Genomic DNA, 26,218 nt, shown 5'->3' with positions numbered 1-26,218 from the left:
GGTATCCTCGCTCGCATGTGCCGGAACATCCGCGTCCTCCACAACTTCGAGCCGCCGACGACCGACGACGAGGTGCGCGAGGCCGCCCTCCAGTTCGTCCGCAAGGTCAGCGGTTCGACGCATCCGTCACGGGCGAACACCGAGGCCTTCGATCGCGCGATCGATGAGATCGCGATCGCGACGAGGCGTCTGCTCGACGGGCTCGTGACCAACGCGCCGCCGAAGAACCGCGAGCTCGAGGCGGTCAAGGGCCGTCAGCGTCACGAGAAGCGCATGGAGCGCGAGGTCCGCATCCGCACCGCGGCGGTCTGAGCCCGCCGACCGACGCGACGGATCACGCGCCGGCCCAGAGGTGATCGATCGGGATGTCCCGGCCGAGCACGTTCGTCGCCGCACGATGCCCCGACAGCATCGCCGCCGGCACGGTCGCGGGGTCGTCGGTCCACGTCGCCTCGCCGGCGAGGTGGAGCACCCCACCCACGGGCGTCGCGAGGAGGTCGTGGTCGTCGGTCGTCGACCCGACCGTCATGTACGCGTACGACCCGTGCGAGAACGGGTCGTCCTGCCACCGGGTGCGGTGCACGCCGACGGGCTCCGCGACGACGTCGCCGTAGAGCCGCCGGAGCTGCGTCAGGATCGACTCGACCAGCCGCGGCTCCTCCCAGTCGCGCGTCTCGATCGCAGCCGGGCCGGCGGCGAACGTCAGCAGGGTCGGCGTGCCGTGCAGCCCGGTCAGGTCGTACCAGGAATGCCACCACCGGCCCTCGGGCCCCTGCTGGCGGATCGCGTAGACGCCGTCGTCCCAGAACCGGTCCTCGAAGCGCAGGAACACCTTCTCGAACGCGTTCATCCGCAGCCGCGACAGCGCGCCGGCGACGGGCTCGGGCAGTTCGGGCTCGATGGCGAACGCGTCGGACTGCAGCACGCCGACCGGCACGGTCACCACGGCGTGATCCGCGATGACCCGTTCAGTGCCGACCCCGGCGCCGTCGAACGTGACCGTCACGCCCTCCGCCGACCACCGCACCAGGCGCACCACCCGACCCAGCCGGACCTCGAGCCCCTCGGCCAGTCGTTCGGCCAGCCGGTCGTATCCGTCCGGGAAGACCACCTCGTCGCCGTCGATCGAGTCGTCGTCGAGGCCGTGCGCGGCCAGGTCCTCGATCCACGCGCCGTACTGCTCCTCGGAGCGGTGCTCGAGGTACTCGCGCACCCGCAGCGTCCGCTCGTCGTCCCAGCCCTGCACGGCCAGCGCCTCCTCGGTGACGTCGCGGTAGGAGGCATCCGGCGCGGATCGCGCGACGACGGTGGCGAGCGCCGCGTCCACCGCGTGGATGTCGGCGGCGAACCGCGCCGCGTCGGCATCCGGCAGTCGCACGCCGTCGGGTCCGTAGTACGCGATGGGCCTGCTGTCGGGCTGGTAGCCGCCGACCGTGAACTCGACGGTGCGCATGCCGAACGCCGCGGCCGCGGCCGCGACGGGGCTGTCGGTCACCCCGTGGATCCAGGACGCCCCGAGATCGGTCGCCTCCCCGCCGGTGCGGTCCGTCCACACCCGCCCTCCGACGCGATCCCGGGCTTCGAGCACGACGACCCGGTGGCCGGCGTCGGCGAGCAGTCGTGCCGCGGTGAGGCCGGAGACTCCGGCGCCGACCACGACGGTGTCGAACCGCGCGGGGTCGCCGGTCGTCGTACCTTCGTCGTCCATCGCCGCCCCCTCGCGCGCGGACCGGGCATCCGCGTTCCCGACCCTACGCCGGTAACCTCGCGTCTTCGAGGCATCCGGGAAGTTGCATCCGATGTCGCCGTTTGTCACGCTGAGGGACGTGCCGTCGTCCTCGCCCTCGCTGCGCTCCAGGATCTCGTGGAAGCAGATCTCGTGGAAGCGGCTCGCCTGGTACCTCGTCGGTGCTCTCGTGCTGCTCGCCGTCGCGGTGCTCGCCGCGCGCGGGCTGCGCTCGCTGCCCGCCGTCCAGGCGTTCATCGAGCAGTACCCCGGTCACAGCGGCCTGCCCGACGGGGCGCCGGTCGGCATCCCCGCGTGGCTGGGCTGGCAGCACTTCTTCAACGTGTTCTTCTTGGTGATGATCGTCCGCACCGGCCTGATCATCCGGTCGAAGCAGCGCCCGCCCGCGTTCTGGACCCGCGACAACTCGAGGTTCCCGCGCACCAAGGGCACGCCGCGCCGGCTCGGCATCTCGGTCTGGCTGCACCTGGTCGTCGACGCGTTCTGGGTGCTCAACGGCGTCGTCTACGTCGTGCTGCTCTTCGCGACCGGGCAGTGGGTGCGCATCGTGCCCACCGACTGGTCGGTCGTGCCCAACTCGCTCTCGGTCGTGCTCCAGTACCTCTCGCTCGAGTGGCCGGTCGAGAATTCGTGGGTCTCGTACAACGACGCGCAGGTGCTGTCGTACTTCGCGGTCGTGTTCATCGCGTCGCCGATCGCGATCATCACCGGACTTCGGATGTCGCCGGCCTGGCCGATGCAGGGTCGCCTCGCGAAGCTGCCCAGCGAGCGCGTCGCCCGGGCGCTGCACTTCCCGACCATGCTCTTCTTCCTGCTGTTCACGTTCGTGCACGTCGTGCTCGTGCTCACGACCGGAGCGCTGCGGAACCTCAACCACCTGTACGCCTCGCGTGACTCCGACGACTGGATCGGCTTCGCGGTGTTCGCGGGCTCCCTCGTCGCGCTGGTCGGCGCGTGGGTCGTCGCGCGGCCGCTGCTGCTGGCGCCGCTCGCGGAACGATTCGGCCAGGTGCGACGGATGCCGCAGCCCGCGCCCGCCCCCCAACCGGCGGCGCGCCGCTGAGCGAGCGCACCTCGCACGACCGAGGGCGCACGAAACTGAATCGTGCTCAGGGCGCGCCGGGGCCTCGCATGCTGGACTTCCCGAGCACCCTGAGGTTCGATGGAAGTCGACTCGAAACGGGGGTTGCGGGGATGGACGACGGACGCGACGGAGCGGTGGACGCACGCCCGTACCGGCACAAGCGGGCACGCGACTTCCAGGAGACGCGGACCATCGGCGGCGTGCTGGGCGGTCTCGTCGGGCTCGTCGTGGCGAGCGTCGCCGCCGGCGCGCTCGTCGTCACCGCGGCCACGCCGGCGCTCTCGCTCGTCGGCGTCACCGCGTCCAACACGATCGGCCTGTTCGAGAACCTCCCCGGGTACCTCGAGATCGGCGACCTCAGCGAGAAGAGCGACATCTACGCCACCCGCAGCGACGGCTCGGTGCAGCACCTCGCCTCGTTCTACGACCAGAACCGGATCACCGTCGGCTGGGACCAGGTCAGCCAGTACGTCAAGGACGCGGCCGTCGCGGGGGAGGACCCGCGCTACTACGACCACGGCGGCATCGACCTCCAGGGCACCATCCGCGCGGCGCTCACCACCGCGGCCGGCGGTGAGACGCAGGGCGGATCCTCGATCGCGCAGCAGTACGTCAAGAACGTCCGCGTGCAGGAGTGCGAGCGCGAGGCTGCCGACGTCGCGCTCGGCCGCCTGACCGTCGACGAGCAGACGGCCCTCACGCCCGACGAGCGGTTCGCCCTCATCGAGGACGAGCGGCTGGGATGCTACGACACGGCGACCGAGACCACGATCGACCGCAAGCTCAAGGAGATGCGACTCGCGATCGGCGTGGACAAGCGGTACGCGAAGGACGACATCCTGCTCGGATACCTGAACATCGCCGGGTTCGGCGGAACGGTGTACGGCATCGAGGCCGCCGCGAACTACTACTACTCGACGACGGCGGCGAACCTCACGCTCGCGCAGGCCGCGTCGTTGATCGCCATCGTCAACAACCCCGTCAAGTTCCAGCTGGACAAGCCCGAGAGCGAGACGAACGGTGCGGCGAACGGGTACGCCGCGAACCACGCGCGTCGCGACTACATCCTCGACCGGATGCTGAACTTCAAGAAGATCACCCAGGTCCAGTACGACGAGGCCGTCGCGACGCCGGTGCAACCCGCCATCACCGAACCGAGCACCGGATGCCAGACGGCCGGCGGTTCGGCCTACTTCTGCGACTACGTCATCCACATCCTGCAGAACGACCCGCTCTTCGGCGAGGACGCCGAAGAGCGCATGCTCAACTTCCGCCGGGGCGGATACCAGATCTACACGACGCTCGACCTGGACCTGCAGGCGGCCGCCGAGCGGGCGATCGCCGAGAACGTCCCGCAGACCTACCCCGGCTGGGATGTCGGCGCGGTGATCTCCAGTGTGCAGGTCGGCACCGGCCGGGTGCTGGCGATGGCCCAGAACAAGAACTACAGCCAGGACCCTGCGGTCGTCGCCGGTCGTCCGGACTTCACGGGGATCAACTACAACACCGACTACGACTACGGCGGATCGAGCGGGTTCCAGCCGGGATCGTCCTACAAGGTCTTCACGCTCGCCGAGTGGCTCGCGGAAGGGCACTCCATGAGCGAACGCGTCGATTCGCGGCGCAAGGCGAACTGGGGGGCGTTCCGCGACAGCTGCCTCGGCACGCAGTACGCCGACCCGGGGTGGAACCCGAGGAACGACGCCAACGAGGCGGGTGCCAACTACAGCGCGCTGGAGTCGACGGTCGGGTCGATCAACACCGGCTTCCTCGGCATGGCCAAGCTGCTCGACCAGTGCGGCATCGCGAACAAGGCCCAGGCGTTCGGGGTGCACCGCGCCGACGGGAATCCGCTCGTGCAGTTCCCCTCGGCGGTCCTCGGCATCAACGAGGTCGCGCCGCTGAGCCTCGCGGTCGCATTCGCCGGCATCGCGAACGGCGGTCTGTCGTGCTCCCCGGTCGCGATCGACCGGATCGTCGGCGGCGACGGCCAGGAGATCGAGGTCCCCAAGTCCACCTGCACGCAGGCGGTCTCGCCCGATGTCGCCGCCGGCATGGCGTACGGCATGCGGCGGGTGATGACGGGAGGCACGGGATCGGTGTCGAACGGGAACACCGAGCCGTCGGTTCCGCTGATCGGGAAGACCGGAACGACCGACGGGGCGAAGGATACCTGGATGGTCGGCGCGAGCAGCAAGGTCGCCACCGCGGCCGGAGTCGTGAGCGTCACCGGCGACGCGAACCAACGGGCCATCTCGTTCGACAGCGGTTCGGCGGCGACCGCCCGGCACCGGATGTGGCCGATCGTCATGTCGGCCGCCTCGGCGAAGTACGGCGGCGATCCGATCCGGGAGCTCGGCCCGGGCCCTGTCGCTCCGAGGCAGGGAGCTCCGAGCGCGCCACCCGTCGACACCGAGACCGCCGATCCGCAGCCGGCGGAGGTCGGCGGCGGCGATGACGACTCCGGCTGGGGCGGCGGCGACTCCGGTTGGGGCGACGGTGGCGACTCCGGTTGGGGCGACGGTGGCGACTCCGGCTGGGGTGACGGTGGCGACGGCGACTCCGGCTGGGGCGGCGGTGGTGGCAACGGCGGCGGTGACGGGAACGGCGGTCGCGGCGGCGACGGGAACGGCGGTGGCGGCGGCCGCGGAGGCTGATCGCCGTCGGACCGGTGCGCCCGGCGAGCCGCTTTCACATAGCGGCGGATCCCGGTGCGCGGGCGGTCAGAGCTCGATGGAGTCGCCTGCGGCGAGCGGCAGGTAGGTTCCGCCGCCCTGCTCGGTCGCCCAGCCGAGACGGGAGTGGGCGAGGTCCTTGCCCGGCTGCGACAGCAGCGCGTCGTGCGTGCCGAACGCCCGGCGCGGCGACACCTCGAGCACGAAGTCGATCGACTCCGCGATCTTCATCCACGGTGCGTTGGCGGGAACGGCGAGCACGGCCACGTCCTCGACGTCGGGGACGCTGAACGAATCGCCGGCATAGACGAACGTCTCGTCGACGACGACCCCGAGGTTGTCGATCACGGGGATCGACGCATGGATCACCGCGTGCCCGCCCCCGAAGAACCGGAGCCGGAACGGGCCTGCGTCGATCTCGTCGCCGGGAGCGACGGCCTCGACGACGAGGCCCTGCGCCGCCGCTGCCCGCACCACGCCCTCGGGCCCGAGGACGCGTGCGTCGGGCGCGGCGTCGGCGAGCCGGGCGAGGTGTCCGGGCGTCCAGTGATCGTCGTGCTCATGGGTGATCACGATCGCCACGAGCTCGTCGGGGGCATCGAACTCCCCGGTGAACTTGCCCGGGTCGATGACGACGGCGCCGCCCGGCTTCTCCAGGACCAGCGTGGCGTGTTCGAGCTTCGTCAGTCGCATGGACCGAGCCAACACGAGCGGCGAGGGCGGCGCAAGGCGCCGCGCATCGCGACGACGGACGACACGAATCGCCATGGAGGCCTCGTCGGCACCGGGGCATCCGATCGTGCTGCGATGATCGCAGGGTGCATCGAACTCCCGAACGGCTCCTGGTCGCCGTGAACCCCGCGGCGTCGTTCGGCAGGAACCGATCGGTCGGCCACGCCGTCGTCGAGCGCCTCCAGCGCGAGGGCCACGACGTGGTGATGCTGCGTGAGCCGAACGTCGAACTGCTCCGCCGCGAGACCGAGCGTGCGCTCGCTGCGGGCGCCGACGGCCTCATCGTCGTGGGCGGCGACGGCATGGTCTCGCTGGGGCTCAACCTCGTCGCCGGCACGCCGGTCCCGCTGGGCATCGTCGCGACCGGCACGGGCAACGACCTCGCCCGTGGGCTCGGGCTGCCGTTCGACGACCCGGACGCCGCCGTCGACGCGCTGGTCGCCGCCCTCGGGCGCGAGCCGCGACGCATCGACGCGGCCCGGGTGCAGCACGGCGGCCTCACGACGTGGTTCGCCGGCGTCCTGTCGGCGGGCTTCGACGCGGTCGTCAACGAGCGCGCGAATCGGATGGTGCGTCCGCGCGGCCCGAGCCGGTACACGATCGCGCTCGTGCGCGAGTTGCTGACGTTCCGACCGCGCGCGTACGTGCTGACGATCGACGGCGTCCGGCGCGAACAGCGGGCGATGCTCGTGTCGGTGGCGAACAACTCGTCCATCGGCGGTGGGATGCGCATCGTCCCGCACGCCGATCTCGCAGACGGTGCGCTCGACGTCTTCATCGTGCATCCGCTGAGCCGCCTGGGGCTCATCCGGGTGTTCCCGAAGGTCTTCGCCGGCGAGCACACCTCCCATCCCGCGGTCGAGTTCGTCCGCGCGAGGTCCGTCGGCGTCGAGGCATCCGACGTGGTCGCGTACGCCGACGGGGAGCGGATCGGCCCGCTCCCGGTCGACGTCGAGGTGGTTCCGGGGGCCGTCGCGGTGTACGTCTGAGGGTGCCGGCGGGGTCGTTCCGCCCGATTTGGAACGCGTCGGATCGTGTGTCATACTCTTCAAGTTGCCGAAAACGGAACGAGATTCCGAAGACAAGGCCCCATCGTTTAGCGGCCTAGGACGCCGCCCTCTCACGGCGGTAGCGCGGGTTCAAATCCCGCTGGGGTCACGAAGGCAACAGGCGAACGCCCCTGCGAATGCAGGGGCGTTCGTCGTTTCCGCGGAAGCCGGTGCCGTCGGTGCATCCGAAGCGCGCCGGCTCCTACTGCAGGGGCGTCCAGCCGACGTTCCGGTGCGGGTAGACTCCTCGAAGCGAAGGGGAGTATCCCGCGGGGCCAGGTGCTCCGGCCACGATCGTCAATACGAGCGCCAGCGTCGACGCTCCGGGCGTGGCAGTGCCGCACCACGTGCACTGGGAGAGACTTTCGAGTCCTGTCGTGCTCTCATACCTCCCGGAAGGCCGCGCGTGCTCCAGCTCCCCGCCTGGTTCGAAATCGGATCCCTGATCGTCCTCACGCTGATCCTCGTCGGCGACCTGCTCCTGGTCATCAAGCGGCCGCACGTGCCGTCGTTCCGGGAGTCGACGCTGTGGGTGGTGTTCTACGTCGCGCTCGCGCTGATCTTCGCGGGGATGATGTTCTGGCTCGGCGACGCCGAGCACGGCGGGCAGTTCCTCGCCGGCTGGCTCACCGAGTACAGCCTGTCGATCGACAACCTCTTCGTCTTCGTCATCATCATGGCGAAGTTCGCGGTGCCCAGGAAGCTGCAGCAGGAGGTGCTGATGGTGGGCATCATCATCGCGCTGGTGCTGCGCGGCATCTTCATCCTGCTCGGCGCCTCGCTGATCGAGAACTTCAGCTGGGTGTTCTACATCTTCGGCGCGTGGCTGGTCTGGACGGCGATCCAGCAGGTGCGCGGCGACCACGAGGACGACGACAAGGACACCTTCATCGTCCGGATCCTCCGCAAGCGCGTGCGGCTCACCGACGAATACGACGGGGTGAAGCTGCGCACGGTGATCGACGGCAAGAAGTTCTTCACGCCGATGCTCATCGTGTTCGTTGCGATCGGCACGACCGACCTGCTGTTCGCGCTCGACTCGATTCCCGCGATCTTCGGCATCACCCAGAGTCCGTTCATCGTGTTCACCGCCAACGTGTTCGCACTGATGGGCCTGCGCCAGCTCTACTTCCTCCTCGGCGGCCTGCTCGAGCGGCTCGAGTACCTCAAGTACGGCATCGCGTTCATCCTGGCGTTCATCGGCGTGAAGCTCGTCTTCCACGCGATGCACGAGAACGAACTGCCCTTCATCAACGGGGGCGAGCACATCGAGTGGGTTCCCGAGATCAACACCTGGATGTCGCTGGGCGTCATCGTCGCGGCGATGGTGGTCGCGACGGTCGCGAGCCTGATCAAGGCGCGCGCCGACGCGAAGTCGCGCGGGCACAAGCTCATGGACGAGGTGCCCCACTTCACCTCCGACATCCCGACGCACGAGAAGTCGTCGTCGCACGAGGGCTGAACCGACCGTCTCGTCTTGCTAGCGTTGGAACCCGGTCCCGGCACGGGATCCGGGCACGGGCCCGAGGACGGATGCAACGAGGTGACGCGTGTCGGACGACGGCAGGGAGACGCTCGGGCTCGCCGATGACGGTGGAACCGTGATCGTGGTGCACAGCGCGGCGTCCGACGTCGGTCGGGTCCGGCAGGTGAACGAGGACTCGTACCTCGCCGACTCCCCGGTCTTCCTCGTCGCCGACGGCATGGGCGGACACGCGCGGGGGGATGCCGCGAGCCGCGCCGTCGTCGAGACGTTCCGGCGGCACCTGCGCGCGCACGAGGTCCCGACGCCCGAGCAGGTGCTCGACGCCATCCACTCCTCGAACGAGGCGGTGCGCGCGCTGAGCACCGACGGCGACGAGGGCGTCGCCGTCGCCGGCACGACCCTGTCGGGCGTCGCGCTCATCGACGCCGGCACTGGCCCCGGGCTCCAGTGGATGGCCTTCAACGTCGGCGACTCGCGCATCTACGCGTGGGACGGGCGCAGGCTCGAGCAGGTGAGCGTCGACCACTCGGCCGTCCAGGAGCTGGTCGACGCGGGGCTCATCGCGCCCGACGAGGCGGAGCGGCATCCGGAGCGCAACGTGATCACCCGAGCGCTCGGCGCGGAGGAGTTCGTCGAACCGGACGTCTGGATCTTCCCAGCGGCCTCCCGGCACGCGTTCGTGGTGTGTTCGGACGGGCTCTCGAAGGAGGTCGACGACGAATCGATCGCGCGGATCCTCGCCGCGGGCGGGCGGGCGGACGAACTCGTGGCGGAGGCGCTGCAGGCCGGGGGGCGGGACAACGTGACGGTCGTGGTGGTCGAGGCGGAGGTGAGCGCGGGCGACGACGACGATGGGGCGACCCGCGATCGGCAGGAGCGGGTGCCGGAGGAGACGGCGCCCCGTGATGGAGGAGCCAGGTGACCGAGTACGTTCCAGATCCCAGTGCGAAGTGGGTCGCCCTCGTCCGCCGCGGACGCGTGCTGATGACGGCGACGTCGACGGCGACGGATGTCGCCGACGGCTACTGGGAGGCCCTCGGATCCGCGGAGCCGCTCGCCGCGGTCCTCGGCCTGATCACCCGCGGCGGCATCCAGGACGTCCCGCCGTTCGCGCTGGTGGTCCCGTCCGGCGGCGAGATCCAGGTGATCGTGCGAGGCGGTTTCCGGGTGCAGGCCGCGGGCGACCCGGTGACGGGGACGCGGGTCTCGACGTGGTCGGAGCACGTGCTCGACACGGTCGACGGGGCGTTCGAGATCGCGGCCCCCTTCACTCGACGGACGGGAGCGGCATGGCCGCTCGTCGAAGCGGTCGTGCACGCCGGCACCGTTCGCGTGGGCGACCCCGTCGCGATCGGGTCGACGGCGGATGCCGCGCCGTCCGGCACCGAGGCCGAGGCGCCGGCCGCGACGATCGTGCCCGAGCAGACGCTGCTGCCCGCAGCCGATGCCGATGGCGACGCCGACGCGGATGCCGCCGCGGATGTCGATGCGGATGCCGCCGCGGATGCCGCATCGCCGGTAGCCGAGGCCGACGACGAGGTCGAGGACCGCACGATCGTCGTGGTCCGCGATGCCGCGAGCCGTCCTCCGACCGCCGCCGACGACGAGGAGGACGGCACGATCGCGCTGCCCGCGATCCTCCGGCTCCGTGAGCAGCGCAAGACGCAGGCGGCGGCGAGGCCCCCGGCTCCGGCATCCGATCCAGGGGTGCACCTGACGCTGCCCGGCAGCGTCCGCGAGCCGCTCACGGGGGAGATCGTGCTCGGGAGGTCGCCCGGCGTCAACCGCGCGGCAGGCGGTCGGTTGCCGCGACTGGTCACGATCGGAGCCGGTGACCCCGACATCTCCCGCAGCCACGTGAAGGTGGGCCTGCAGGGCGGCACGATCGTGGTGACCGACCTCGACTCCCGCAACGGCACCGTCATCATCCAGCCGGGTCGGCCGCCGGTTCGGCTGCGCGCCGGGGAGGACACGCCCGTGCTCGTCGGCACCCTCATCGACCTCGGCGGCGGCTGGACCGTGAAGGTCGAGGGCGACTGATGCGTCGCGCTCCATCACCGGCGCCCGAGCTGCCCGGCTACCGACACGTCGGCATGCTCGGGTCCGGCGGCTTCGCCGACGTGTTCCTGTACGAACAGCGCCTGCCGCGACGCCAGGTCGCCGTGAAGGTGCTGCTCGCCGACGACCTCTCGCGGGACACGCGAGCGCAGTTCGTCGCCGAGGCGAACCTCATGGCGCAGCTCTCGGCGCACCCGTACATCGTCACGATCTTCCACGCCGACGTCGCCGCCGACGGACGCCCCTACTTCGTCATGGAGTACTGCCCCGGACCGAGCCTCTCGGCCCAGCTCAAGCAGGCGCCGTTCGGCGTCGAGCAGGCACTCAAGACCGGCATCCGCCTGTCCGGGGCGATCGCGACCGCCCACGCCGCAGGCATCCTGCACCGGGACATCAAGCCGGCCAACGTCCTCACGAACGCGTACGGATGGCCCGCGCTCAGCGACTTCGGCATCTCCAGCAACCTCGAGGGGGAGACGCCGGCCCACACCATGACCTTCACCCGCGGCGGGTCGGGCTCGACCGGCGGGCAGACCGCGGTGGGCATGAGCGTCCCGTGGTCGCCGCCGGAGCTGTTCGACGACGAGGGCCGCGCCGACGTGCGCAGCGACGTCTACTCGCTCGCCGCGACCGTGCATACGTTGCTCGCGGGGCGGTCGCCGTTCGAGATCCCGGGTAAGCCCAACGGCACGCTCGACCTGATGGGCCGCATCGAGCGCGGGGCGATCACGCCGATGTCGCGCTCCGACCTGCCGCCGAGCCTCGTCGGGGTGCTCCGCGCCGGAATGGCGGTGCGGCCGGACGACCGCTACGCGAGTGCCGTCGAGTTCGCCCGGGCGCTCCAGCGCGTCGAACTCGAACTCGGATACACGCCGACCACGATCGAGGTGCCTCGGCTCGCGGAGGAGACGCATCCGGCGGCGGACGACCGGGATGCGCCGGGCGCTTCCGGCGGGTCGGACGCGCAGGAGACACGGGCCCGTTCGGTGCAGTCGGTCGCCGCGCAGGCGCCGCGCGTCGCTCCGCATCCCGATCCGGCCGACGCGACCCGCCACCGGACGCCCCAGCAGGTCGTCGCGCAGTCGGGGCCCGCCGTCGCGGACGAGCGGACGGTGGTCGGCGTCGGGCGTCCCACGGCGGTTGCGGAGCATCACGGCATCACCGACGAGACGGTGGTCCGGACGAAGCCGGATCCGACCCAGGCCGCACCCCAGGCACCCGCACGGCGTTCGAAGGTCGGGTTGGTGGTCGGGATCGCGGCCGCTGCGGTGATCGCGGTCGTCGTGGGGATCGCGGTCGTCGTCGGCATGAACACGCCGCAGGCCGATCCCGACGACGAGGTGGTGTCGTCCGAGGACGCCGTCGTCGCCGCGACGGTTCCCGCCCCCACGGTGGCGCCGGGCGTGGTCTCGGCGGACGGCTCGTCGGCGACGTTCGCGGTGGCGCACGAGCCGGCCGAGGAGGGGGACCGCTACCGCTGGGTGCGGGCCGACGGCGTCGGCGGCACGCAGGTGTCCGATCGCCCGGAGATCGTGGTGACGGGTCTCGCGCCGGGCCAGACCATCTGCATCGACGTCCAGGTGCAGCGCGGGAGCAAGACCTCGGAGCCCGAGCGGGGGTGCACGCCGTGAAGCCGCTCCGGGTCGAGTTCTGCGGCGAATGGTACGACGTCGATCCCGCGAGCCCCTTCGGGATCGGCCGCGAGGGCGACCTCGTCATCGACGACAACCCGTACCTGCACCGCACCTTCCTCACGCTGACCGCCGAGCACGGGTTGTGGTGGCTGCACAATGTCGGCCAGCTGCTCTCCGCCACCGTCGCGGATGCGACCGGCGGCGTGCAGGCCTGGCTCGCGCCGGGAGCGCGGTTGCCGATCGTCTTCGAGCAGATGCACGTGATGTTCAGCGCCGGTTCGACGACCTACGACTTCACGATCCATGCCGAGGCCGATTTCTACGCGACCTCACTGACCTCGTCGACCTCCGACGCGGGGACGACGATCATGCCGGTCGCGCTGACGACCGGTCAGCGGCTGCTCGTGCTCGCACTCGCCGAACCGATCCTCCTGCAGCACGCCGCCGGTCGCGCCACCGTCCCGTCGTCGGCGGACGCGGCACGCCGGCTCGGCTGGAGCATGACGACGTTCAACCGCAAGCTCGACAACGTCTGCGAGAAGCTCGACCGCATCGGCGTCCAGGGACTGCGTGGCGGCCGGGGCAAGCTCGCGACCAATCGACGGGCGCGGCTGGTCGAGTACGCGGTCGCGACACGGCTCGTGAGCGTGGACGACCTGCCGATGCTGGATGCGCCGGAATCGGCGGGCGACCCGGCCTGACGGGTCCGGGGAGTGCGGCCCTCGAACGGGGGACGGATCCATGCGTCGACATGGGGAGTGCTCCCCGTTTCTCGGCGGCTTCCCAGCGTGTTAGGTTGATGGCCGGTCGGCCCGACCCGACCGTGACTCGAACGCGCTGGTGAACTGGGGAGACGGATGGGATTCTTCACGTCTCGCCTTCCGGCACGCAAGACCATCGCCTCCGCGACGGCGATCGCCGTGCTCGCCGGAGTGCCCATCGGCATCGCGATCCTGCACCAGGGCTTCCCGGTCACCGATCCCGACCTGCGCGTGCGCGACGTATGGGTCACGAACTCGCAGGACCTGCTCTCGGGTCGCCTGAACCGCCAGATCGAGGAGCTCGACGCGGCCGTCGCGACCAGCTCGAGCGAGTCGAACGTGTTCCAGCACGGCGACGACGTCTTCATCCACGACCCGGCCGGCGGCTTCGTCGAGCGGGTCGACCCGTCGTTCACGACGCTCGTCGAACGCATCGACGTGCCGCCCGCCTCGCAGATCGCCTACGGCGGCGATGTGCTGGCGGTGCTCTCGCCCGACGGCGAACTGTGGCGCGTGTCGACGCAGGGCGACCTCGCGTTCGACTGGCGCGGTACCGACCCCGACGTCGAGGTCGGCGAGGGCGGCGAGGTCGCCGTGAGCTCCGAGGGCACCGTCTTCGCGGCGAACGCCGAGGACGGCGTGCTCGTCCGACTCGACCGCGGGTCCGACGAGGTGACGCTCAGCTCGCTCGGCGGTGCGCTCGAAGACCACCAGTTGGCCGCCGTGGGCGAGCGCGCGGTCGTGCTGGACGAGGAGGCGAACGCGCTCGTCGTCGACGGCAAGCCGATCGAGTTGCCGGAGGAGGGGCTGCGCCTCCAGCAGTCCGGTCCCGAGCGCGACGACGCCCTCGTGGCCACGCAGTCGGGCCTGCTCGAGGTGGGCTTCGGCGGCGAGATCACCGAGATCCCGCACGAGGGCACGGGCTCCGGCGAGGGCGGACCGGCAGCCCCGGTGCGACTCGGCGACTGCGCGCACGGCGCATGGGCCGATGTCGGCCGTTACCTCGCCGTGTGCGACGGCGAGGAGCCGCGCGGCGTCGACCTCGAGCAGTCGACCAGCGGCGGGCGGCTCGAGTTCCGCGTCAATCGAGACGTCATCGCCCTGAACAACCTCGCGAACGGCGACGCCTGGCTCGTCGACTCCGACCTGCGCCTGGTCGACAACTGGGACGAGGTCACCCCGCCCGAGGAGAGCGACGAGCTCGAGGGCGACGAGAAGAGCTCGCGCCAGACCTTCGAGGACACGCTCGCCGAGCGCACCGACCAGAACCGCCCGCCGACGGCGAACGACGACGAGTACGGGGTGCGCCCCGGTCGCAGCACCGTGGTCGAGGTCCTCGAGAACGACACCGACCCCGACGGCGACGTGCTGACCATCGCTTCGACGACCGGCATCCCCGAGGCCGCCGGGCGCCTCGACCTGATCGACGGCGGTCGTGCGCTGCAGTTCACCCCGGTCGACGGCGCCGCGGGCACGACATCGTTCCGGTACTCCGTCGACGACGGTCGCGGCGGCGTCGCCGAGGCATCCGTGAACCTGCGCATCGTGCCGCCGACCGAGAACGCGGCCCCCGTGCTGCTGCGCGAGAGCGCCGTCGCGGTCGAGCAGGGCCAGCACGTCGGCTACAACCTCCTCGCCGACTGGAACGACCCCGACGGCGACGACGTCTACCTCGTCGACGCCTCGCCGACGGGCGGCGACGTCGTGCGCGCGAGCCCCGATGGCTACATCACCTTCGAGCACAAGTCCGCCGAGCTGGGCCTCAAGGAGATCGTCTACACGGTCTCCGACGGCACCGCGAGCGCGACCGGCACGTTCACGGTCGACGTGCAGACCGCAGGCTCCCTGAACCCCGTCGGCACGCCCGACTACGTCCAGACGTTCCGCGCGACGCCGGTCGTCATCGAGCCGCTCGACAACGACCTGAGTCCGTCGGGGGCGCCGCTCCAACTCCTCGGCCTGCAGGATGCGCCGGCGGACGCGAACGTCACGACGAACACGGAGCGCGGCACGGTCACGTTCTCGACCGACACGGCGGGGGAGTACGTCTTCCTCTACGACCTCGGCGCTGGAGACAAGGTGAGCGTCGGGCTCATCCGCGTGCAGGTCGTCGATCCGCCGGCCGAGGCGCCGCCGCCCATCGCCGTGGGCGACACCGCGTACCTCCGCCCCGGTGAACCGGTGTCGGTGCCGCTCCTGGCCAACGACGTCTCGCCGTCGGGCAGGGTCATCGGCGTGCAGTCGCTCGACGACACCGCCACCGAGGGACTCGTCTCGGTCGAGCTCATCACGAACACGGTCGCCCGGGTGAGCGCGTCCGAGGCCATCGACCGCCAGTTGCAGTTCGAGTACACGATCTCGGACGGCGCGGCCACGTCGACGGCCACGGTGACGGTCGTTCCGGTGCCGCCGCTGGTCAAGCACCAACCGCCGGTCGCGCTCGACGACACGGCCATCGTGCGGGCCGGCGACATCGTCACCGTCCCGGTGCTCGACAACGACTACCACCCGGATGCCTCGAAGCTGTACCTCTCCGCGGACCTCGACCAGACCGGCGTGCAGGGCGGACTCGGCTTCTCCGACGGCGAGACGATCCGCTTCCAGGCCCCCGAGACGCCGGGCAACCAGACCCTCGTCTACACGATCACCGACGACTTCGAGCAGATCGCGCGGGCGACGCTGACGATCACCGTGCTCGGCGCCGAGGGCGAGAACCAGGCGCCGCAGCCGATCCCGCTCACGTCGCGGACCTTCGAGGGATCCGCCGTCAAGATCGACGTCCCGCTCGACGGACTCGACCCCGACGGCGACTCGGTGCGACTTCGCGACATCGTGAGCGCGCCGTCCTACGGACGCATCGTCGAGCGCACCAGCACGTCGTTCACCTATCAGGCCTTCGAGGGCTCGACCGGCACCGACACCTTCGCGTACGAACTCGAGGATGCCGAGGGCGCGACGGCCGTCGGCACGATCCGCATCGGCGTCGTTCCGCGTCCGGCCACCCAGCTGCCGCCGAAGGCCGTCGACGACGTCATCGAGATGAAGCCCGGCCGCACGGTGGGCGTCGAGGTGCTGCTCAACGACACCGACCCCAACGGCTACCCGTTGAGCGTCGCCGACCTGCCCGAGGTCGACGACGGCATCGAGGCCGAGATCAGGTCGAAGCGACGCGTGGTGGTGACGGCGCCCGAGGGCGAGGGCGCCTACACGCTCCGGTACGACATCACGAACGGGCACGGCGGCACCGACTCGGCGTTCGTGCAGATCGCGGTGAGCGAGGACGCGGTGATCCAGCCGCCGACGGCCGAGGACCAGGTCATCGAGCCCGAGCAGGTCGCGTCGGGCGAGGCGATCGTGATCGACCCGCTGAAGGACGCGACGAACCCGGGCGGTCTCGTCGAGGACCTCGCGGTGTCGGTCGAGGGGCCCAACGCCGGGCGTGCCGACGTCGCGGCCGACGGCACGATCTCGGTGGAGCCGGGCCGCAAGCGCTACGCGGTCGCCTTCCGGCTGACGAACGAGCTCGACGACCTGTCGGCGATGGCGTTCATCATCGTGCCGCCGGTACCCGACGGCGAGGACGACTCGGTCACCGAGGAGACCCAGCGTCCGAAGACGCAGGAGGAGCTCCAGGCGGAGGAACGCGCGAAGTTCCCGGCTCCGCACCTGAAGGACCTCGCCGAGATCATCGTGCCGATGAACGGCAGCATCGAGTGGTCGGTCGACGAGCTCGTCGAGGTGCCCTCGGGTAAGCCGGCCACCGTGCTCTCGGCGTCGGCGTCGAACAGCCGATCCGACCCGTTCATCAGCGCGACGCAGTTGCGGTACCAGCCCGAGACCGACTACCGGGGGCCGGCGACCCTCACGTTCGAGGTGACCGACGGCAACGGCGCCGACGACCCCGTCGGGCGCAAGGCGATCCTCACGGTGCCGATCACCGTCGGCGACCCCGAATTCGACGACGTCGCGCCGACGTTCACGCCCCGAAGCGAGACCATCGAGGCCGGCGAGGCGCCGCTCCAGCTCGACCTGCGGCAGATGACCGACCAGCCGAACCCCGACAACATCCAGAAGGTGACCTACACGAACCTCGCGGGAACCACCGCGGAGATCGAGGCGTCGATCGTCGACGGCGCCACGCTCGAGGTCTCCGCGCCGCTCGGGGTGCAGCCGGGAGCGTCGACCCGGATCACGTTCGACCTGCAGTTCAACGAGTTCACGGTGCCCGGCTACGTCGACGTCAAGGTCGTCTCCTCGACACGTGCGAAGGCACGGGCCGTGGACGACCCGAACACGGGGCGGATCGAGATGACGCGGGGCGACTCGGAGGTCGTGCCCGTACTCGACAACGACTTCAACCCGTTCGAGCAGGACGGCGTGCCGCTGCGCGTCATCGGCGCCGAGATCGATCAGGCGAGCGTCGGCGCGAACGCGACGGTGAGTTTCACCGCGACCAACGTGACGGTGCGCACGGGCTCGGCGTTCACGGGCAACCTCAGCGTGATCTACCGCATCGAGGACGGCACGAAGGATCCGGCACGGCAGGCGCAGGGGCGGATCGACGTGGTCGTGCGCGACGCTCCGGACACGCCCACCCGTCCGTCTGCGACACCCGGCGACGGCTCGGCGAGCGTCCGCTGGGATCCCCCCGCCAACAACAACTCGCCGATCACCGACTACGAGGTCGTCTGGAGCGGCGGCTCGAAGCCATTCGGCGCGTCCGCGGCCGGTACCGCGCAGACTATCGAGGGACTTCGGAACGGCACCGCCTATTCCTTCACGGTCCGCGCGAAGAACCAGATCGGGTGGAGTGCGGTCTCGCAGGCCTCCAATACCGTCACGCCATGGGGCACCCCGAGCCCGCCGCGCAGCCTGAGTCTCAGCAAGGGCGGCGACGCCCCGACCACGATCCGCGCCGACTGGACCGCACCGTCCCAAGACGGCGGCGGCAGCCTCCAGTACCGGGTCTGCATCGACGGCGGCTCCTGCGATTGGGTGACCGGCACCGCGAAGTCGTGGAGCGGCATCGGTGCCGGCAACCACACCGTCCAGGTGTTCGCCCGGAACGGCGGTGGCAACGACAGCTCGACGACGTCTGCCTCGATCAACGTGCAGAACCCGCCCCCGCCCGTGCCCTCGGGCCGCATCGGCAAGGGGCCGAGCCGGTCCTGCGACTCGGGCGGCGGCGGGTGCGCCGAGGTCCGCATCACCTGGCAGAACATGGACCCCGGTACCTACCAGGTCTATGCGCTCGCGGGCGGTTCGGCGTGCTGCGGCTATCGCCAGACCGTGACGATCGGTGCCAGCGGCCAGCTGCAGCTCCTGAACCACCTGGGCATCCGAAACCAGAACATCGCGGTGCGGTTCGACGCCGTCAGCGGCGGCACCTCGCGCACCCTCGGCGAGATCAGCGGCGCCCAGTGGAACGCCATCCCCTACAACACCTGGTGACGCACGCGTCCGACCGTACGAACGCCGACGACCAGCCCGACACCCCAACGACCAAGGAGCAGACATGGCAGTGACCCAGGAGCAGGCGGCCTGGTTCCAGGACGCCTTCGGCAAGCTCGTCGACAACATCGACCAGGCGATCCTCGGCAAGCGCGACGTGATCTCGCTCGTGCTCACGGCACTGCTGTCGGGCGGCCACGTGCTGCTCGAGGATGTGCCCGGCACCGGCAAGACCGTGCTCGCCAAGGCGCTCGCCAACACGATCGACGGCACGAATTCGCGCGTGCAGTTCACGCCCGACCTGCTGCCGTCCGACGTCACCGGCGTCACGATCTACGACCAGTCGCAGGGCCGGTTCGAGTTCCACCGCGGCCCGATCTTCGCGTCGATCGTGCTCGCCGACGAGATCAACCGTGCGAGCCCGAAGACCCAGTCGGCGCTGCTCGAGGTCATGGAGGAGGGGCGCGTCACGGTCGACGGCGTCGGCTACGACGTCGACCAGCCGTTCATGGTCATCGCGACCCAGAACCCGATCGAGCAGGCCGGCACGTACTCGCTGCCCGAGGCGCAGCTCGACCGGTTCCTCATCAAGACCTCGCTCGGATATCCCGACCGGCAGACGTCCGTCGCGGTGCTGCTCGACTCGGCCAACCGATCGCGCGCCGCCGGCATCACGCCCATCATCGCGGCGAGCTCGATCTCGACGATGTCGCAGCTCGCGAGCGAGGTGTACGTCGACCAGGCCGTCGTCGAGTACCTGAACGACCTCGTCGCGGCGACGCGCGAGCATCCCGACGCCGCGCTCGGCGTCAGCATGCGCGGCGCGCTGGCGCTCGCGCGCGCGGTGAAGACCTGGGCGATCGCCCACGGCCGCACGTACGTCACCCCTGACGACGTGCGCGAGCTCGCGCTGCCGGTGCTCTCGCACCGCGTCATCGTCGACCCCGAGGCAGAGTTCACCGGGACGACCGCGGCCGACATCGTGTCGCGCGCGATCGAACAGGTCGCTCCGCCCGCGTACCGGGCGGCATGACGGCGACCGACGAGCGCCCCACCCCGGCACCGGTCTCGCAGGGGCGGATCGCGCTCCGAACCGTGGGCCGTTCGGCCTCCGACGCCCTGCGATCCGCGGGCGGCGCCGTCGCGAGCGTCGGCCGCCGGGTCGCGGCGTTCACCGAACCCGTCACCGGCGTCGTCTCGGTGATCGGATGGCTCGTGCTCGCGGCCGCGCTCGGCGCGGCGATCCTCGCCGTCGTGCTCGACTGGGTCGAGTTCGCCTTCCTCGCCGCGACGCTGCTGGGCGCCGTGCTGATCGCCGTGCCGTTCGTCTTCGGTCGGATGCGGTACCGCGTCGGCGTCGAGCTCCAGCCGCGGCGCGTCGTCGCCGGGGAGCGCGCGCTCGGGCGGCTGACGGTCGTCAACGACGCGACGAGTCCCTCGCTGCCGTCGCGCATGGAACTGCCCGTCGGCGACGGCCTCGCCGTCTTCCAGTTGCCTGCGATCCCGCCGGCGGCCGAGCACGAGGAGCTCTTCGCCGTGCCGACCGAGCACCGGGCGGTGATCGTCGCCGGGCCCGCGATCTCGGTGCGCGGCGATCAGCTCGGGCTGCTCCGGCGCACGGTTCGGTGGAGCGAGCCGGTCGAGCTCTTCGTGCACCCCCGCACCGCGCGGCTGAAGCCGTCCGCAGCCGGACTCGTGAAGGACCTCGAGGGCGAGGTCACCCGCACGATCACCGACCACGACATCTCGTTCCACGCGCTGCGCGCGTACGAGCCGGGCGACCCGCTGCGGAACGTGCACTGGCGCAGTTCCGCGCGAACGGGCCGGCTCATGGTGCGCCAATATGAGGAGACCCGGCGCTCCGAGCTCGTGCTGCTGCAGGTGACCTCGGCCGAGCACTATGTCGACGACGACGAGTTCGAGCTGGCGGTGTCGATCTTCGCGTCGCTCGGCGTGCAGATCGTGCGCGACGGCACGACCGCCACTGCCGCGACGGAGCAGTTCAACCTGCGCACGAACACGGCGATCTCGCTGCTTGACGACTCGTGCCGGATCGAGCCGTCGAAGTCGTCGACCGTCGTGCGGACGTTCGCGCGCGAGGTCCTGCGCCGGACCCCCGCGGCGAGCGTCGTCATGCTCGTCGTCGGTTCGGCGGTGCCGCTCGCGGAGATCCGCGCGGTCGAGACCGTGCTGCCCTCGGATGCCCAGCTGTTCGTGTTCCGCGCCGACCGCGGCGCCGATGCGCGGATCGGTCGGACCGGCAATGCTCCGGTCGCGACGATCGGCGAACTGGGCGAACTCCCGGCCGTCGTGAGGCGGGTGAAGCCGTGAACCGCATCCCGGGACGCAGTTACGCCGACCTCGGCGTGCTCTCCGCGCTGTCGCTGCTCGCCGTGTTGGGCTACGAGACGAGCTTCGGTGACGCCGACTTCCTGCTCGCAGCCGTCGGCGGGCTGCTCGTCGGCACTGCCGCGGCCGTCGCGGGCAGCCTCTTCCGCCTGAGCGTGCTCAACACCGTGCTCGTCGGACTCGCGGCGTACTTCCTCCTCGGCACGCCGTTCACCATGCCCGCCGAGGGCATCGTGTTCGTCCTGCCGAGCCTGGCTTCGCTGTCGGGGCTCGCGCTCGGCGCGGTCTACGGTTGGGCCGACATCGTCACGATCGGCACGCCGGTGGAGGCGCCGTACTACGTGGCCGCCGTGCCGTACGTCGCGACGTGGGTGGTGTCGCTCGTCGGCGGCATGCTCGTCTTGCGCTGGCTCCCGAAGCGGCGGTCGGTCCTCCGGGCCGCGGTGCTGCTGGTCGGCCCGATCGTGCTCTACGTCTCCGGCATCCTGCTCGGCACCGATGAGGCGTTCCTCGCTGCAGTTCGCGGCATCGCCTTCGCGGTGATCGCGCTCCTGTGGCTCGCTTCCCGCCGCGGCGGGAACATCGCGACCGAGGGCCAGGGCGACCGGCGTCTCGTCGTGCGGCGTGTCGGCGGGGCGACCGCGGTCGTCGGCGGCGCGGTCGTGATCGGCGCCGTGGCGGGGCTCGCGTGGGCACCCGCGGCATCCGACCGGTTCGTCCTCCGCGAGGAGGTCGTGCCGCCGTTCGACGCGCGAGAGTTCCCCAGCCCGCTCGCGGGCTTCCGCCACTACACGAAGGACCTCGTCGAGGAGCCGGTGTTCTCCATCACGGGGCTGGAGCCGGGCGACCGGATCCGCCTCGCCTCGATGGACGCGTACACCGGGCGGCTGTACACCGTCGCCGGGCCCGAGGACGCGGTCGACGGCGGCTACGCGATCGTCGGCGAGACGCTGCCACAACCGGCCCTCGCCGACCTGGGTTCCGGGCGGGCGATCGACGTCGAGGTGCTCGGCTACGACGATGTCTGGATGCCCATGGTCGGCTACGGCGACCGGATGCGCCTCGTCGACGCCGGCACCGCCGAGCAGTCGGGCGACCTGCGATACAGCGCCGACACCGGCACCGCGGTGCTCACCAGCGGGTTCGGTGAGGGGGCCCGGTACGAGTTCACCGCGAAGATGCAGCGGGTGCCCGACGACGAGGAGCTGATCGACACGCCGGTCGCCCTGGTCGAGTTGCCCGCTGCTGAGGACGTCCCCGACGTGGTGACCGCGAAGGCCGAGGAGTATGCCGCCGATCAGCCCAGCGCGATCGAGCAGATCCGGGCGATCGAGCAGGGGCTGAAGACCAACGGATTCCTCAGCCACGGCCTGGCGTCCGACTCGGTGCCGTCGCGCGCCGGGCACGGCGCAGATCGGCTCATCGAGCTCTTCACCCGGTCGGAGATGGTCGGCGACGAGGAGCAGTACGCGACCGCGATGGCCCTCATGGTCCGGAGCCTCGGTTACCCCGCCCGCGTCGTGATGGGCTTCGCACCCGAGGTCTCCGAGGGCGCCGACGAGGTCGAGGTGCTCGGCGGCGACGTCACCGCGTGGGTCGAGGTGCCGTTCGAGGGCGTCGGGTGGATCCCGTTCGTGCCGACCCCCGAGCAGGTCGACGTGCCGCAGGAGCAGACGCCGCGCCCGAAGAGCGAGCCGCAACCGCAGGTGCGCCAGCCGCCGCGCAACGAGGCCGTCGAGGACGACCTGCTGTCGACCGTCGAGATCGACGAGACCGACGAGGACGACCCGGATCGCCCGTTCCAGATCCCGGGTTGGGTGTGGGTCACGGCCGGCAGCGTCGGCATCCCGTTGGCGATCATCTTCCTGCCGATGCTGTTCGTCGCCCTCGCCAAGCGCGGCCGTCGCCGGCGGAGGTTCGGGGCAGGCGGCGACCGCAGCGCGGCCGGCGCGTGGGAGGAGATCGTCGACCGCTACGCCGAGCTCGGCTTCGAACCTCCTGCGCGGGGCAGCCGTCGCCAGATCGCCGGAGTGCTCGAGCGCCAGGCGGGGGAGCAGGGCCTCGGCGAGCAGGCTCGGACCCTCACGCCGCTCGCGATCGCCGTGGACGACGACGTCTTCTCCGGGCGCGACGTCGCCGACGAGACCGTCAGGCAGCGGTGGAGCGAAGCGGATGCCGCGGCCGCCGCGATCGCCGCGGCCACCGGCAGGTTCCGGCGCTTCGTGAGTCGGTACCGCATCTCGAAGCGTGCGCGGGCGGCACGGAAGGCACGGCGTCGGTCGGAAGGGCCCGGGTCGGGCGACCGCCGGACGGATCGGCGCGACTCTCGGTAGAGTGACGGTCGTGAACGGGTCCGACTTCATCGAGCCGCCGCCCGGCCTCATCCCGGCCGCTCCGGCGGAGCAACCGGCCGAGACGGTCAGGCAGGCACCGCGGCGCGTCGAGCGCGCGCTGCCCACGTTCACGCCGCCGCCGCACGCGATGCCGCCCAACACGCTGCCCGCGGCCCCCCGACCCGGTCCTCCGCCCGCCGCGACGCCGGCTGCGCCGCCGCCGGCCGCGCCCACGCCGTCCGCGCCCACATCGTCCGCTCCGGCGCAGGGCCGACCCGCGCCGCCCACGGGCCCCGTCCCGGTGATCGGCTGGCGGCTCGTCGATCGCACCGGACACGGCATCGAGATCTCATCGCGAACGGTGCTCGGTCGGACGCCCGACGTACGTCGCGCATCGGGTGCCGTGGCGGCGGTCGTCGTCGACGACCCGGCCCGCACCGTGTCGAAGACCCACGCCCTCGTCGAACCCGACGGCCGCGCGCTGCTCGTCACCGATCTGCGGTCGACGAACGGCGTCCGGGTCGAATACGCCGACGGCCGCGTCGTCGACCTGCCACCGGGGGGCGCCGCGCTCGTCGCGCCGAACGACATCCTCCTGCTCGGGGAGTTCGCGCTGCTCGTGACGGGGACGCCCCGCGCGACGGTGTAGCCTGTACCAATGCGCGCGCGTCGACTTCTCCTTCGGTGCCGCGGCGGGGCCTCGTCCTAGGCCTTCCCCGCCGCGGAGTCCGTCGACGGCTGAACCTGACTTGACCCCGAGGAAGAAATCCGCATGAACGCCGCTGATGCATCACGTCCCGCCCAGCCCGCCCGTCCCCGGACGCTGGCCGAGAAGGTCTGGGACGACCATCTCGTGAAGAAGGGCGAGGACGGCACGCCCGACCTCATCTACATCGACCTGCACCTCGTGCACGAGGTCACGAGCCCGCAGGCCTTCGACGGCCTGCGCATGGCCGGCCGCCCGGTCCGCCGGCCCGACCTGACGATCGCGACCGAGGACCACAACACGCCGACCATCGACATCGACAAGCCGATCGCCGACCTGACCAGTCGCACCCAGATCGAGACGCTCCGCCGCAACGCGGCCGAGTTCGGCATCCGCCTGCACTCGCTCGGCGACGCCGAGCAGGGCATCGTCCACGTGGTCGGGCCGCAGCTCGGCCTCACCATGCCCGGCATCACCGTCGTGTGCGGCGACTCGCACACGTCGACGCACGGCGCCTTCGGCGCGATGGCGTTCGGCATCGGCACGAGCGAGGTCGAGCACGTCCTCGCCACGCAGACCCTGCCGCTCAAGCCGTTCAAGACGATGGCGATCAACGTGGAGGGCACGCTGCGCCCGGGCGTGACCGCGAAGGACATCATCCTCGCGGTCATCGCGAAGATCGGGACCGGCGGCGGTCAGGGCTACGTGCTCGAGTACCGCGGCAGCGCGATCCGCGCCCTGTCGATGGACGGTCGCATGACGATCTGCAACATGTCCATCGAGGCGGGTGCCCGCGCCGGGATGGTGGCGCCCGACGAGACGACGTTCGAGTACCTGCGCGGACGCGCGCACGCACCCGAGGGCGCCGACTGGGACGACGCGGTCGCGTACTGGCGCACGCTCGCGACCGACAAGGGCGCCGTGTTCGACGCCCACGTCGACATCGACGCGGATGCGCTCGAACCGTTCGTCACCTGGGGCACGAACCCGGGCCAGGGCGTCTCGCTGAGCGAGGCCGTGCCCGACCCGGCGTCGATCGCCGACCCGCACGAGCGCGCCGCGGCCGAACGCGCGCTCGACTACATGGACCTGGCTCCCGGCACGCCGCTCAAGGAGATCCCGGTCGACGCGGTCTTCATGGGTTCGTGCACGAACAGCCGCATCGAGGACCTGCGGGCGTTCGCGTCCATCGTCAAGGGACAGCAGAAGGCCGAGGGCGTGCGCGTCATGGTCGTGCCCGGATCGGCCCGCGTCCGACTCGAGGCCGAGGCGGAGGGGCTCGACAAGGTGTTCGAGGAGTTCGGCGCGGAATGGCGCTTCGCGGGCTGCTCGATGTGCCTGGGCATGAACCCCGACCAGCTCGCGCCCGGCGAACGATGCGCGTCGACCTCGAACCGCAACTTCGAGGGCCGGCAGGGCAAGGGCGGACGCACGCACCTGGTGTCGCCGCTCGTCGCCGCGGCGACTGCGATCCGCGGCACGCTGTCGAGCCCGTGGGACCTCGAACAGTCCCGAGAGACCGTCGGCGCGATCGCGGAGGGGAACTGACCATGGAGAAGCTGACGACCGTCACCGGCGTCGCGGTGCCGCTGCGCCGCTCGAACGTCGACACCGACCAGATCATCCCCGCCGTGTTCCTCAAGCGGGTCACGAAGACCGGCTTCGACGATGCGCTCTTCCACGGCTGGCGCCAGGACCCGGAGTTCATCCTGAACGACCCGGCGTACGCCGGCGCGAAGGTGCTCATCGCCGGCCCGGACTTCGGGACCGGGTCCAGCCGCGAGCACGCCGTGTGGGCGCTGCGCGACTACGGCTTCCAGGTCGTGATCTCGTCGCGGTTCGGCGACATCTTCCGCGGGAACTCGGGCAAGCAGGGCCTGCTCGCGGCGCAGGTCGCGTACGAGGACATCGAACGGCTGTGGGCCGTGATCGAGGCCGATCCGGGAATACCGGTGACGGTCGACCTCGTTGCACGGACGGTGAGCGCCGGGTCGCTGACGGTGGAATTCGACATCGACGACTACACTCGGTGGCGGCTGTTGGAGGGTCTTGACGACATCGGCCTGACGCTCCGAGATGCCGACGCCATCGCCGAATTCGAAACCCATCGTGAGGCCTGGCGGCCCAAGACGCTCCCGGTCCGCCGGTAGCAG

General features: G+C 71.0%; 18 protein-coding genes and 1 tRNA gene. 17 read left to right on the top strand and 2 right to left on the bottom strand.

The genetic code is table 11. From position 1 onward, the window contains the following. The first annotated feature begins 15 nt into the window (after window positions 1-15). Window positions 16-312 carry a DUF2277 domain-containing protein gene (locus tag ELQ40_RS11060; RefSeq protein WP_127793736.1) on the top strand — a complete coding sequence of 99 codons (297 nt, stop codon included), beginning with the start codon at window positions 16-18 and terminating at the stop codon, window positions 310-312. A gap of 22 nt (window positions 313-334) precedes the next feature. Here the strand turns inward: ELQ40_RS11060 and ELQ40_RS11055 are convergent, their stop codons facing one another. Next, window positions 335-1,708 (bottom strand): NAD(P)/FAD-dependent oxidoreductase, encoded by a 1,374-nt coding sequence (locus ELQ40_RS11055; protein WP_127793735.1) that lies wholly within the window; start codon window positions 1,706-1,708, stop codon window positions 335-337. Window positions 1,709-1,826: 118 nt separating this feature from the next. On the opposite strand from ELQ40_RS11055, the gene ELQ40_RS11050 reads away from it, so the two are divergent. Then, entirely contained in the window at window positions 1,827-2,810 is a 984-nt protein-coding gene (locus tag ELQ40_RS11050) for a cytochrome b/b6 domain-containing protein (protein ID WP_240665748.1), read from the top strand. A 131-nt stretch (window positions 2,811-2,941) separates the two neighbouring features. After that, a complete protein-coding gene (locus ELQ40_RS11045; protein ID WP_164863546.1) occupies window positions 2,942-5,488 on the top strand; it encodes a transglycosylase domain-containing protein in 2,547 nt (848 codons plus the stop codon). A gap of 66 nt (window positions 5,489-5,554) precedes the next feature. Here the strand turns inward: ELQ40_RS11045 and ELQ40_RS11040 are convergent, their stop codons facing one another. Then, window positions 5,555-6,199 (bottom strand): MBL fold metallo-hydrolase, encoded by a 645-nt coding sequence (locus ELQ40_RS11040; protein WP_127793732.1) that lies wholly within the window; start codon window positions 6,197-6,199, stop codon window positions 5,555-5,557. A gap of 125 nt (window positions 6,200-6,324) precedes the next feature. On the opposite strand from ELQ40_RS11040, the gene ELQ40_RS11035 reads away from it, so the two are divergent. The 14 genes from ELQ40_RS11035 to leuD all read left to right on the top strand — a co-directional run bounded on the left by ELQ40_RS11035 (window position 6,325) and on the right by leuD (window position 26,215). After that, on the top strand, window positions 6,325-7,227 hold the full coding sequence (locus tag ELQ40_RS11035; protein WP_127793731.1) for a diacylglycerol kinase family protein: 903 nt from the start codon (window positions 6,325-6,327) through the stop codon (window positions 7,225-7,227). Window positions 7,228-7,323: 96 nt separating this feature from the next. Beyond that, a tRNA-Glu gene (locus ELQ40_RS11030) sits at window positions 7,324-7,396 on the top strand. A gap of 297 nt (window positions 7,397-7,693) precedes the next feature. Continuing rightward, on the top strand, window positions 7,694-8,749 hold the full coding sequence (locus ELQ40_RS11025) for a TerC family protein (RefSeq protein ID WP_127793730.1): 1,056 nt from the start codon (window positions 7,694-7,696) through the stop codon (window positions 8,747-8,749). Window positions 8,750-8,837: 88 nt separating this feature from the next. Then, on the top strand, window positions 8,838-9,695 hold the full coding sequence (locus ELQ40_RS11020) for a PP2C family serine/threonine-protein phosphatase (RefSeq protein ID WP_205649322.1): 858 nt from the start codon (window positions 8,838-8,840) through the stop codon (window positions 9,693-9,695). Continuing rightward, the gene (locus ELQ40_RS11015) at window positions 9,692-10,813 is read left to right on the top strand and encodes an FHA domain-containing protein (protein WP_127793729.1); all 1,122 of its coding nucleotides are present in this window, start codon (window positions 9,692-9,694) and stop codon (window positions 10,811-10,813) included. The genes ELQ40_RS11020 and ELQ40_RS11015 overlap by 4 nt, the downstream gene beginning before the upstream one ends. Continuing rightward, entirely contained in the window at window positions 10,813-12,462 is a 1,650-nt protein-coding gene (locus tag ELQ40_RS11010; protein ID WP_127793728.1) for a serine/threonine-protein kinase, read from the top strand. The genes ELQ40_RS11015 and ELQ40_RS11010 overlap by 1 nt, the downstream gene beginning before the upstream one ends. Then, window positions 12,450-13,166 carry a hypothetical protein gene (locus ELQ40_RS11005; RefSeq protein ID WP_370296355.1) on the top strand — a complete coding sequence of 239 codons (717 nt, stop codon included), beginning with the start codon at window positions 12,450-12,452 and terminating at the stop codon, window positions 13,164-13,166. Before ELQ40_RS11010 ends, ELQ40_RS11005 begins: the two co-directional genes overlap by 13 nt. A gap of 156 nt (window positions 13,167-13,322) precedes the next feature. Beyond that, window positions 13,323-18,677, top strand: a complete 5,355-nt coding sequence (locus ELQ40_RS11000; protein ID WP_127793726.1) for an Ig-like domain-containing protein — start codon at window positions 13,323-13,325, stop codon at window positions 18,675-18,677. Between the two features lie 64 nt (window positions 18,678-18,741). Further along, window positions 18,742-19,710: a MoxR family ATPase gene (locus tag ELQ40_RS10995; protein WP_164863544.1), complete on the top strand. Its 969-nt coding sequence runs from the start codon at window positions 18,742-18,744 to the stop codon at window positions 19,708-19,710. Beyond that, a complete protein-coding gene (locus ELQ40_RS10990; RefSeq protein WP_127793725.1) occupies window positions 19,707-21,008 on the top strand; it encodes a DUF58 domain-containing protein in 1,302 nt (433 codons plus the stop codon). Before ELQ40_RS10995 ends, ELQ40_RS10990 begins: the two co-directional genes overlap by 4 nt. Then, a complete protein-coding gene (locus ELQ40_RS10985) occupies window positions 21,005-23,359 on the top strand; it encodes a transglutaminase domain-containing protein (protein ID WP_127793724.1) in 2,355 nt (784 codons plus the stop codon). The genes ELQ40_RS10990 and ELQ40_RS10985 overlap by 4 nt, the downstream gene beginning before the upstream one ends. Window positions 23,360-23,369: 10 nt before the next feature. Further along, complete coding sequence (locus ELQ40_RS10980; RefSeq protein ID WP_127793723.1) at window positions 23,370-24,008, top strand: FHA domain-containing protein; 639 nt, start codon at window positions 23,370-23,372, stop codon at window positions 24,006-24,008. A 123-nt stretch (window positions 24,009-24,131) separates the two neighbouring features. Next, a complete protein-coding gene (gene leuC / locus ELQ40_RS10975; protein ID WP_127793722.1) occupies window positions 24,132-25,613 on the top strand; it encodes a 3-isopropylmalate dehydratase large subunit in 1,482 nt (493 codons plus the stop codon). A 2-nt stretch (window positions 25,614-25,615) separates the two neighbouring features. Next, complete coding sequence (leuD, locus tag ELQ40_RS10970) at window positions 25,616-26,215, top strand: 3-isopropylmalate dehydratase small subunit (RefSeq protein ID WP_127793721.1); 600 nt, start codon at window positions 25,616-25,618, stop codon at window positions 26,213-26,215. Window positions 26,216-26,218: the final 3 nt, after the last annotated feature.

The organism is Agromyces sp. LHK192 (assembly GCF_004006235.1).
Lineage (GTDB): Bacteria > Actinomycetota > Actinomycetes > Actinomycetales > Microbacteriaceae > Agromyces.
This window is presented reverse-complemented; position numbering and strand designations above follow the sequence as displayed.

What these genes read in the sequence shown, in the direction of transcription:
- ELQ40_RS11060 (WP_127793736.1), top strand. Translation starts at nt 16, where the DNA reads ATGTGCCGGAACATCCGCGTCCTCCACAACTTCGAGCCGCCGACGACC.
- ELQ40_RS11055 (WP_127793735.1), bottom strand. Translation starts at nt 1,708, where the DNA reads ATGGACGACGAAGGTACGACGACCGGCGACCCCGCGCGGTTCGACACC.
- ELQ40_RS11045 (WP_164863546.1), top strand. Translation starts at nt 2,942, where the DNA reads ATGGACGACGGACGCGACGGAGCGGTGGACGCACGCCCGTACCGGCAC.
- ELQ40_RS11040 (WP_127793732.1), bottom strand. Translation starts at nt 6,199, where the DNA reads ATGCGACTGACGAAGCTCGAACACGCCACGCTGGTCCTGGAGAAGCCG.
- ELQ40_RS11010 (WP_127793728.1), top strand. Translation starts at nt 10,813, where the DNA reads ATGCGTCGCGCTCCATCACCGGCGCCCGAGCTGCCCGGCTACCGACAC.
- ELQ40_RS11000 (WP_127793726.1), top strand. Translation starts at nt 13,323, where the DNA reads ATGGGATTCTTCACGTCTCGCCTTCCGGCACGCAAGACCATCGCCTCC.
- ELQ40_RS10995 (WP_164863544.1), top strand. Translation starts at nt 18,742, where the DNA reads ATGGCAGTGACCCAGGAGCAGGCGGCCTGGTTCCAGGACGCCTTCGGC.
- ELQ40_RS10990 (WP_127793725.1), top strand. Translation starts at nt 19,707, where the DNA reads ATGACGGCGACCGACGAGCGCCCCACCCCGGCACCGGTCTCGCAGGGG.
- leuC (WP_127793722.1), top strand. Translation starts at nt 24,132, where the DNA reads ATGAACGCCGCTGATGCATCACGTCCCGCCCAGCCCGCCCGTCCCCGG.
- leuD (WP_127793721.1), top strand. Translation starts at nt 25,616, where the DNA reads ATGGAGAAGCTGACGACCGTCACCGGCGTCGCGGTGCCGCTGCGCCGC.